The 6,070-nt window shown below is 48.1% G+C and carries 6 protein-coding genes; 3 read left to right on the forward strand and 3 right to left on the reverse strand.

Annotated features, from left to right (window positions below; translation table 11 throughout):
• Positions 1-6: 6 nt before the first annotated feature.
• The gene (locus tag ADS79_RS33330; protein WP_049742784.1) at positions 7-1,671 is read right to left on the reverse strand and encodes a peptide ABC transporter substrate-binding protein; all 1,665 of its coding nucleotides are present in this window, start codon (positions 1,669-1,671) and stop codon (positions 7-9) included.
• Between the two features lie 258 nt (positions 1,672-1,929).
• Positions 1,930-3,003: a M24 family metallopeptidase gene (locus tag ADS79_RS33335; RefSeq protein ID WP_049742785.1), complete on the reverse strand. Its 1,074-nt coding sequence runs from the start codon at positions 3,001-3,003 to the stop codon at positions 1,930-1,932.
• Between the two features lie 177 nt (positions 3,004-3,180).
• On the opposite strand from ADS79_RS33335, the gene ADS79_RS33340 reads away from it, so the two are divergent.
• The 3 genes from ADS79_RS33340 to ADS79_RS33350 are packed head-to-tail and all read left to right on the forward strand — an operon-like array spanning position 3,181 to position 4,986.
• A complete protein-coding gene (locus ADS79_RS33340; RefSeq protein ID WP_049742786.1) occupies positions 3,181-3,447 on the forward strand; it encodes a (2Fe-2S)-binding protein in 267 nt (88 codons plus the stop codon).
• Positions 3,448-3,449: 2 nt separating this feature from the next.
• A complete protein-coding gene (locus tag ADS79_RS33345; RefSeq protein ID WP_049742787.1) occupies positions 3,450-3,788 on the forward strand; it encodes a (2Fe-2S)-binding protein in 339 nt (112 codons plus the stop codon).
• Positions 3,781-4,986 (forward strand): NAD(P)/FAD-dependent oxidoreductase, encoded by a 1,206-nt coding sequence (locus ADS79_RS33350; RefSeq protein ID WP_049742788.1) that lies wholly within the window; start codon positions 3,781-3,783, stop codon positions 4,984-4,986. The genes ADS79_RS33345 and ADS79_RS33350 overlap by 8 nt, the downstream gene beginning before the upstream one ends.
• Before the next feature lie 36 nt (positions 4,987-5,022).
• Here ADS79_RS33350 and ADS79_RS33355 read toward each other — a convergent pair whose 3' ends face one another.
• On the reverse strand, positions 5,023-5,772 hold the full coding sequence (locus ADS79_RS33355; RefSeq protein ID WP_049742789.1) for a DUF2161 domain-containing phosphodiesterase: 750 nt from the start codon (positions 5,770-5,772) through the stop codon (positions 5,023-5,025).
• Positions 5,773-6,070 lie beyond the last annotated feature (298 nt).

Below are 6,070 nucleotides of genomic sequence, written 5' to 3' on the forward strand. Positions count from 1 at the left end.
CGACTATTATTCGATGGATGCCCATTTCCAGTCGATCGCACCCAGACCGTCCTGGAAGACTCCTTTTACCTTGTCATTTTTCACCCATGTATGTGTGTAGAAATAAATGGGCATGATCGGCATCTCGTCCATCATGATTTGCTCGGCTTCCCGCAGAATTGCCTTGCGTTTCTCTGGATCGCCCTCTGTAGCTGACTGATTCAACAGCTCTTTGAATTTCGGATTTTCCCAGCGCGTATCATTGTTCCCGCCATTTTTCTCTTTGAACAGCTCCAGGAAGTTGATTGGATCGTTGAAGTCACCGGACCAGCCCAGACGACCTACCTGATAGTTGCCCGCATGCATGGTTTCGAGGTATACCTTCCATTCCTGGTTTTCGAGCTTCACTTCTACACCCAGGTTTTTGCGCCACTGATCCTGAATTGCCTCAGCGATTTTTTTATGTCCTTCCGAAGTGTTGTAAACAAGCGTAACTGGTGGAATCTTCGTAATCCCCAGCTCGCTCATGCCTTCTTCCAGCAGCTTTTTAGCCGTTTCTTGATCATTGTCTTTGAAGTAGCCATCCGGATTGAGTGCCATCGTCGGGGGAACAGCTGCCATCGCGGGCTGTTGATTTGCTTGGAGTACGTTATCGATCAGGATTTGACGATTGATCGAGTAGGCAAATGCTTTACGTATTTTCACATTGTTGAACGGAGGTTTTTCTGTATTAAATTTATACCAATACGTCGCGCCAACTGGTTTTACTTGCAGCTTTCCACTGTCCTTTAAGGCAGGCATAGCGTCTGTAGGCAAAGAACTCATCGGAGATCCTGCCCAGTCGATCTCGCCATTTTCAAACATAGACAGCTCAGTGTTCTCGTCCTCTACCATCGAAAACTCGATTTTGTCTAGCTTGACTTTTTCCTTATCCCAATAATTCTCATTTTTTACCAAAACCATTTTGCTCTTATGATCCCAAACTTCCATCTTATATGGTCCGTTACCCAGATGAGTTTTGGCATCTCCTGCCCAGTTTGGCGTACCTTCCACTACCTTTTTATTTACCGGGAAATAAGTTTGGAAGGCAGTCAGCTCCAGGAAAAACGGCGTTGGATTCTCGAGCTCTACCTTTAACGTCTTGTCATCCACTGCCTTTACGCCTACATTTTCCAGCTTTGCTTCACTTTTATTAGCTTTTTCCGCATTTTTGATGTAATACAGCTGATAGGCGTAGTTGGACGCTGTTTTCGGATCGAGTGCACGCTTCCACGCATATTCAAAATCATGGGCGGTTACTGGTTCACCATTGCTCCATTTGGAATCGCGCAGTGTGAATGTATATGTTTTCAAATCGCTAGAGACATCGATTTTCTCGGCTACTGCTTCTTCTGGCTTACCAGATGGTCCGATACGTGTAAGCCCGTCAAAGACTGCCTTTGTAATCGCTGCCGAAGTCGTGTCTTCTGCCAAGCCCGGATCACCAGAGGGTGGCTCTGAGTGAAGATTCCAGCGCAATACCTGTGGTTCCTTTGGCTTTTCTACTGGTGCAGGCTGTGTTCCTGATTGTGCTTGCGTTTGGCCTTGCTGCGTGTGATCTGCTGGTTTGGCTGCTGGCTGTCCCCCACATCCTGCGAGTGCCGCTCCCAGAACAGCGACACTGCTGATTAGGGCAAAAATGCTTCTTTTCAAACGATCAACCCCTCATTCTCTAAAATGATTTAATTTTTACAAAATACTGAAAATGCAAGAGGTATGCCAAATGGAAAAAGGAGGGATCAGGCTATTTCGCATCACTATATGTATCGTTTTTTAGACAACTATGATTGTATGTGTTTTAAATATTAGACAGATGATATTTCTTCCTTAAAAAGGAAAAGCCCTTGACCACTTTCCATGATCAAGGGCTTTGATGCTTCTTTGCTCCTATGCTTCTTTGGTTCACAGATGCTACAGGATAATCAAGTCGCGCGCTGCACTCGTCAGTACGCGGTTTCCTTCTTCTGTTACGACGATATCGTCCTCGATTCGCACACCGCCTACATCCGGGATGTAAATACCTGGCTCAACCGTCAAAACCATGCCTTCTTGAATCATCATTTCGCAGCGCGTAGACATGAACGGCTCTTCGTGGATGTCCAGACCTACTCCGTGCCCCATTCCGTGACCGAATCGCTCCCCAAAGCCTTGCTGGGTAATGTAATCTCTGGCAAACGCATCAGCTTCTTTGCCTGTAATGCCAGGGCGAATCCCCGCTACTGCCCGATTGCGCGCTTCCAAAACAATGCCGTAAATCGCTTTTAATTGCTCAGAAGGCTCGCCTACCGCTACGGTGCGCGTGATATCAGAACGATACCCTTGGTAGAGAGCACCGTAATCCATTGTTACCATATCCCCAGACTCGATCAGCTTATCGCTGGCTACCCCGTGCGGCAGGGCAGAACGATGACCGGAAGCAATGATGATATCAAAGGCGGAGCCGGATGCTCCCTGCTTTCGCATGAATATTTCCAATTCATTAGACACATCGAGCTCACTGATCCCTGGACGCAAAAATGAAGTAATATGCGTAAACGCTGCGTCTGCGATTTCAGCAGCCGTCTGGATCTTGGCTAGCTCATCTGCTGTTTTGATCATCCGCAAGCCTTCTACTATTCCTGCTGTAGGAACCAGCTCGACTTTTTCTTTTGCTGCATTCGCATAACTGCGGTGCATCGCATACGTTACATTCGCTTCCTCAAAGGCCAGTGTCTGAATCCCCATTTCCTCTGCAAGACGAACTACCTCTGCATATACCGATTCTTTTGTCGGCAAATGAACGATTTCAAAATCTGTTGCCTGTGCAGCAGCTTGAACTGTGTAACGAAAGTCCGTCAGCAGCTTGGCTTGGTCATTGGAAATGAGCAGAACGCCATATGTACCTGTGAAATTACTCAAATAACGGCGGTTTTGTGCATTCGTAATCAGTATGCCGTCTACTCCCAATGCTGTGAATTGTTGGCGGAGGCGATTTACTTTCTCCATCTTTGTCATCCCTTTCGCATGCTTTTTACACTCCAAGAGAAAATCTAGCAATACCTATGCCATTAATCGTACTCGCCTCATTCAACTGCTGCAATTCTTTTCGATTCAAGTGAATACAGAATGCTGGCACGACATTTGCATTTTCAAAGCTACGCAAACATAAAGGAGGGTTTTCACATGGACTCGCATCAGCTAATTGTCTGCCGCTGTGAAGAAGTAACACTGGCTGACCTGCTGGAGACCGCCCAAGCCTATCAATGTACGGCGCGTGAACTAAAACTACGAACACGTGCCGGGATGGGCTGCTGCGGTGGACGTACTTGCCGAATATTCATTGATCAGATTATCGAGCAAACAACTGGCCAAGTGCCATCACATACTGTACCACTTGGATTCCAGCCACCTGTTCGTCCCATCTCGTTTACGACTCTCGGAGGTCGATAATCATGAGCCAGCGCATTTTACACCATCCTGTTCTCGGTTCCTTGAATCAGAGAAAAACGTTGCACTTTACCTTTAATGAATCGAGCTATACCGCTTATGAAGGGGAGACGATTGCTGCTGCCCTTCTGGCTTCCGGAGTTCGGACGCTTCGCGTACACGAAGAAAAAGGGACGCCACGCGGAATCTACTGTAACATTGGACATTGCTATGAGTGCCGTGTCTCGGTAAACGGTGTTCCAACCGTGCGGGCATGTATGACTTTGGTTCAGGACGGCATGGAGGTAACGGCTGGAACTGTTTTACCTACCCCACTGAAAAAAGGAGACGTGGCACATGGCTGATGTACTTGTGATTGGAGCAGGACCCGCAGGCTTATCCGCAGCGATCGCTTGCGCAAAGCATGGACTCTCAGTTCGTGTGGTAGACGAATTTTATCGATCAGGAGGCCGTTTGTTAGGACAGCTGCATCAGGAGCCGGACGGTACGTGGTGGAACGGGATTGATGAAGCAGTCAGGCTCGATCAGGAAGCACGCTCTGCGGGTGTCGAGATCAGCTCTGGCATTTCTGTTTATAACGTGAATCGCATAGAAAAGGGCTGGGCAGTTTCCACCACGGCAGGTGAAATTCACACTCCGATGCTCCTACTTGCTACTGGAGCATCAGAGACAGCCGTTCCTGTACCTGGCTGGACGTTGCCTGGGTGCATGTCAATAGGAGCAGCCCAGGTAATGACCAATGTCCAGCGCGTGCGAGTCGGTCAGCGTGGGGTCGTCATCGGTGTAAACATTTTATCCGTCGCCATTTCGCGAGAGCTGCAGCTAGCTGGCATAAATGTGGATCGAATGATTCTTCCTCCGTCCTCTGTTGTTACTGGTCATGCAGGCAATCCTCAGGCTGTTATGCGCTCTCTTTTGCGAGTAGCCCATCTCGCTCCCTCCCCATTTATTCGTTGGGGAAGTCAGCTGATGAAAAGCCATTGGATGCAGCGACTCGGTGTATCCCTGTATCCTGCGAAGGGATTTTCCATGTGGGATATCCCGATCCAGCTTCGTACCGGCGCGCTTGAGATTGTCGGCAGCAAGCAAGTGGAAGGAGTTCGCGTCGCGCGCATCACGCCAGACGGCCAACCGATCCCTGGAACGGAAGAGGTCATTCCTGCTGATTTTGTCTGTATTGCTGGGGGCTTGAGCCCGCTTGCCGAATTGGCTGCCATTGCAGGCTGTCCTTTTGCTTATGTGCCATCATTGGGCGGACATGTGCCGATTCACGACGAAAGAATGAGGACACCGCTTCCTGCCCTTTTCGTAGCAGGAAACATAACCGGGATTGAAAGTGCCAAGGTAGCGATCGCACAAGGAAGTTTAGCTGGTCTTTCCATCGCCTCTACGCACGGTACACTCACGGATCAAAGCCTGATTCAGCAGGCAATTCTTCAGGTCGAATACGTGCGTCAAAAGGCAACGATTCAGTTTCATCCGGAAATCAGCGCTGGACGGGCGATGCTTGGTCAAATGGCGGCTGAATGCATGGGAATCTAGTTACTAGAGTTGATTCCATTCATAGAAAAGGGGGGCTTACGGCATCTCGCGCGTAAACTCCCCCTTTTGCTGTGCTTGCACATAATGGGCGACAAGCTCAGGATAGGCATTGATTTCGTTTTTTCCTGCATCTGTCACAGCGTATACGCCCCGTTTAATCTTCTCAAACCACCCATAATAGTTTTTTGCCAGAATCGATAGCGTCTTATCTCCTGCTCCCATCTGACGCAGTGACTTTGGTGACAGCGGTCCATGCTGTTGCAGGAGACTGGCAATCTGGATACAGCTCTGCTTGTAGGCCGTCATAATCTTCGTTTGATGACTACCGCCTACATTGTAATCTCCGTAGCGCCCTTTTATTTCCGCAATGACTCTACTTCTGATTCTCTGATTTTGTCGCATGCTTTTCTGACGGTCAAATGGTCCAGGAGGGATTTTGACCTCCATTGACGCTCCATTTTTGGAAAAAGAGACAAGAATCAAGCCTAGCTCTAGTCGCCTGATCATATGGGTGATGTCTTGCCACTTTTTTGAAAACAGGCTGTATTTGGGCTTCGGGATGGCAACATAGACTTGATCAGTTAAACGCTGACGTTTTGTTGCCTGGATGAGGAGCTCTACGCTCAGATTGAGCTTGCACTCAACAATCACCAGCTCTTCTTCTTTGATAGCTGCGACGTCGCAATGCTTGACCTCACCAAACACCTCATAGCCCTGCCGAGCAAAATAATTTCGTATCGGTTTGTATAAATCTACTTCATAGCGCTTCTCTGTTTTTGTTTTCATTCCAAACAAATCCCCTTGGACGCTTATCAATCTCGCAAAACAGGCTGACGATCGGAATTGTAGATATCTCGTTCATCAAACATTCCATTCAGTTATGCCCGATTCCTTCTCTAGGATCGTATTCATGAATGACGTCGATGTCTTCGATATCCGCCCAGCAACTGTTAGATTCCATCAAGCCTCGATCTAAATTCAGTAAAAAAAGAGCCAACCCATTGGATTGACCCTTCCTTGCCTTCATTCCTTGAAAACTGGATCTGCATGATTGCTAAGAGTGTGGATAAGTCCTCGACCGATT

The sequence above is a fragment of the Brevibacillus reuszeri genome (assembly GCF_001187725.1).
GTDB classification, from domain to species: Bacteria; Bacillota; Bacilli; order Brevibacillales; family Brevibacillaceae; genus Brevibacillus; species Brevibacillus reuszeri.

What these genes read in the sequence shown, in the direction of transcription:
- ADS79_RS33335 (WP_049742785.1), bottom strand. Translation starts at nt 3,003, where the DNA reads ATGGAGAAAGTAAATCGCCTCCGCCAACAATTCACAGCATTGGGAGTA.
- ADS79_RS33340 (WP_049742786.1), top strand. Translation starts at nt 3,181, where the DNA reads ATGGACTCGCATCAGCTAATTGTCTGCCGCTGTGAAGAAGTAACACTG.
- ADS79_RS33345 (WP_049742787.1), top strand. Translation starts at nt 3,450, where the DNA reads ATGAGCCAGCGCATTTTACACCATCCTGTTCTCGGTTCCTTGAATCAG.
- ADS79_RS33350 (WP_049742788.1), top strand. Translation starts at nt 3,781, where the DNA reads ATGGCTGATGTACTTGTGATTGGAGCAGGACCCGCAGGCTTATCCGCA.
- ADS79_RS33355 (WP_049742789.1), bottom strand. Translation starts at nt 5,772, where the DNA reads ATGAAAACAAAAACAGAGAAGCGCTATGAAGTAGATTTATACAAACCG.